General features: G+C 72.3%; 2 protein-coding genes. Both read left to right on the top strand.

Annotated features, from left to right (window positions below):
* The first annotated feature begins 293 nt into the window (after positions 1 to 293).
* Positions 294 to 1,583, top strand: coding sequence for a phosphoribosylamine--glycine ligase (gene purD / locus AOK01_RS39330; protein ID WP_055520342.1), 1,290 nt, complete (start codon positions 294 to 296; stop codon positions 1,581 to 1,583).
* Between the two features lie 361 nt (positions 1,584 to 1,944).
* The coding region (locus tag AOK01_RS39325; RefSeq protein ID WP_245702609.1) for a M48 family metalloprotease at positions 1,945 to 3,391 on the top strand (1,447 nt) is incomplete at its 3' end.

Here is a 3,391-nt window from a genome sequence, read left to right as displayed (position 1 = left end):
TCCTCCGGAACGTCGTCCTCCATCTCCCCGGAGGACGACGTTCCGGAGGACGACGACCCCGATCTCGACGAGTCGGCACTGTCGGGCCACGAACTCATCGTGCGCGAGCTGGGAGCGACGGTGATGGAGGAGTTCTCGAACGAGTAGAGAAGCAGAGAACGCAGAGAAGCAGAGAAGCAGGGGAACAGAAGGAGTAGTAGTAGAGGAGAGGAATGGAGGAGTAAGGGAGCTCGGCTCCCCACCCCGAACCGCCCAGGCCCGGCGCCAGAGCCCTGCCAGCTAGGCTGACCCCCGTGAAGGTCCTAGTAATCGGCGGCGGTGCCCGCGAACACGCCCTGTGCCGTTCTCTCTCCCTCGACCCCGACGTCACCGCGCTGCACTGTGCCCCAGGCAACGCGGGTATCGCCGAAGTGGCCGAGCTGCACCAGGTCGACGCCCTCGACGGCAAGTCCGTGGCCGCGCTCGCCACCGACCTCGGCGCCGAGCTGGTGATCGTCGGCCCGGAGGCCCCCCTCGTGGCCGGTGTCGCCGACTCCGTGCGCGACGCGGGCATCCCGGTGTTCGGCCCCTCCCAGGAGGCCGCCCAACTGGAGGGCTCCAAGGCCTTCGCCAAGGAGGTCATGGCGGGCGCGGGCGTACCGACCGCCCGCTCGTACGTCTGCACGAGCCCCGCCGAGGTGGATGAGGCACTCGACGCCTTCGGCGCTCCGTACGTCGTGAAGGACGACGGTCTCGCGGCCGGCAAGGGCGTCGTGGTGACCGACGACCTCGCCGCGGCGGCGGCCCACGCCAACGCCTGCGACCGCGTGGTCATCGAGGAGTTCCTCGACGGCCCCGAGGTCTCCCTCTTCGCGATCACCGACGGCGTGACGGTCGTCCCGCTCCAGCCCGCGCAGGACTTCAAGCGCGCCCTCGACGGCGACGAGGGTCCGAACACCGGCGGCATGGGCGCGTACTCGCCCCTCCCGTGGGCCGATCCGAAGCTGGTCGAGGAGGTCATGCAGACCGTTCTGCAGCCGACCGTCGACGAACTGCGCCGCCGCGGCACCCCGTTCTCCGGGCTGCTCTACGCCGGGCTCGCGATCACCTCGCGCGGTGTGCGGGTCATCGAGTTCAACGCCCGTTTCGGCGACCCCGAGACGCAGGTCGTCCTCGCCCGCCTGAAGACGCCGCTCTCCGGCATCCTCCGCGCGGCGGCCGACGGCACCCTCGCCGACCTCGAACCGCTGCGCTGGAGCGACGACGCGGCCGTCACCGTGGTCATCGCCTCGCACAACTACCCCGGCACCCCCCGCAGCGGCGACCCCATCGAGGGCCTCGACGAGGTGGCGGCGCAGGACGCCCCCCACGCGTACGTCCTGCACGCGGGTACGAAGCGTGACGGCGACGCCGTCGTCAGCGCGGGCGGCCGGGTCCTCTCGGTCACCGCGAGTGGAAGGGACCTCACCCAGGCCCGTACCCGCGCGTACGCCGCGGTCGACCGCATCCGCCTCGATGGCTCCCAGCACCGTACGGACATCGCGGCGAAGGCGGCGGTCGAGGCGGCACAAGCAACAGAAGCGGCGGAAGCCACCCGGGCGTAACCCTCGGTTACGGCCTGAACCCGCAGCCGTCATCCGCAACTCCACCTGCGCCGTCACCTGGGTCGTTCCCAACGCACGGCACCTTCCGGCCCCGGGCCCTGGACGGCGTATTCCAGGATTCGAGGCCTGTTCGTCAGCCACCTCTAGCCAAAGCCATTCCATCGAGTGACCGATCCCCCATCCGGCTGACGACGGCCGGGGCCCCAACTAGGGTGCGGCGCAAGCGTTCCGGCACTTGGCCCACCGGCATTGCGATGTCTGTCCCGGGTGCCACAGTGGGGGAGTGAGCAACGCCATGGACGTCTGTCCGCGCTGGCTGGGTATGCACGCGCCGGGCAGGCAGTAGGGGGTGTCACCGGTCGTGTCGGGTATGGGAGTGGAGTTGGGTGCGCACACCGCGCGCTCACGGGCCCTCGCCGTGCTGCGCATCCGCAGCAGGGCGGTGGCCGTAGCCCTGCTGCCCGCCGCCGTCGCCGTCGTCCTGCTCGTCGGCGGGTCGACCGGACACATCGACGGCCCGGGCTGGGGCGTGGTGCGCTCGGTCGTGACAGGGATCGCGGTGTTCGTGCTGCTGTCGGCGGCGGGCATCGCGCTGGTCGTCGCCCGTTCCCGGCCCGCCGTGAGTCCCACGGTCGCGGTCGCCGAGGAGTCGGCGCCGGACCTGTACCGCATGGTGCGGGACCTGGCCGACCGCCTCGAAGTGCCCGCCCCCTCCGCGATAGCGCTCACCCCCGACTGCGACAGCTGGCTGGAGGACCGCACCCATCCGGCCCACGGCCCGGCCCGTTCCGAGTCGGCGGACGAGATGGAGGGCGGCCGGGGCCGGCCGTCGGCCCATCGGCGTACGCCTGCCGCGCCCGTCCTCGTCATCGGCTCGCCCTTCCTGTGGTGGATGCGCGTCGGCGAACTGCGCGCCGTCCTCGCACCGGTCGTCGCGGGTACGGGGCCCTCGGCGCACCCCGACATAGCCGCGGCCCGTCGCTTCGTACGAGGCCTCGACGCGGCCGTGGCGGTGACGTCGGCACCCACCGGCGGACCCCTGACCCGCGCGGTGCTCGGAGTGGCCGGCTGGGTGGCGAGGATTCTGCTGCGCAGCTGCCGCGGGCACGCCGCGGAGATGGAGCGGGGCGTGGCGACCGCGGCGGCGGAGCGTGCACAGGCTGTGGACTACGGCCTGCGGATCGTCGCCCAGGAACAGGTGGGCCTGGCGTACGCGGGCTGGGACCGGCTGCTGACGAGGGTCGCGCTGCCTGCCTGGCGCATGGGGCGGTGGCCGTCCCGGCTCGACGCGGGTGTCGTCGCGGCACTCACCGAACTCTCCCGGCGCGACCGGCTCGCCGAGGGCTTCGCCTCCCGGCTCGGCGAGCGCCCCGCCTGCGATCTCCTGGAGGAGCCGGGCGCGATCGACGAGGCGACGTCCCTGCTGGCCGCACGTCTCTTCCACGGCGGCCCCGCCGAGACCGGCCCCGACTGGGCGCCGGTCGACTGGGCGGAGTATCCGGACGAGGTCGTGGACCGGAAATGGCGTACGGACGCGGCGCGCCTCCACCGCGTACTGGACGCGCTGGGCGTGAGCCGCACGGCGGAGCCGGGGGCCTCGGACCCGGAGGGCCCGACCCTGGCCAGGGTGCTGGACCATCTGACCTCGAACCCACCCCCGCCCGCGGAGAACACCGACACACAGAACACCGACACACAGAACGACGGACACGGAGACGGAGACGGGGTGGAGGACGAGGCGGGGGAGAAGGCGGGGGACGAGGCAGAGGATGAGGCAGAGGATGAGGACGAGGACGAGGACGAGGACG

Origin of the sequence: Streptomyces aurantiacus, from assembly GCF_001418335.1 — a bacterium.
Classification (GTDB): Bacteria; Actinomycetota; Actinomycetes; order Streptomycetales; family Streptomycetaceae; genus Streptomyces; species Streptomyces aurantiacus.
This window is presented reverse-complemented; position numbering and strand designations above follow the sequence as displayed.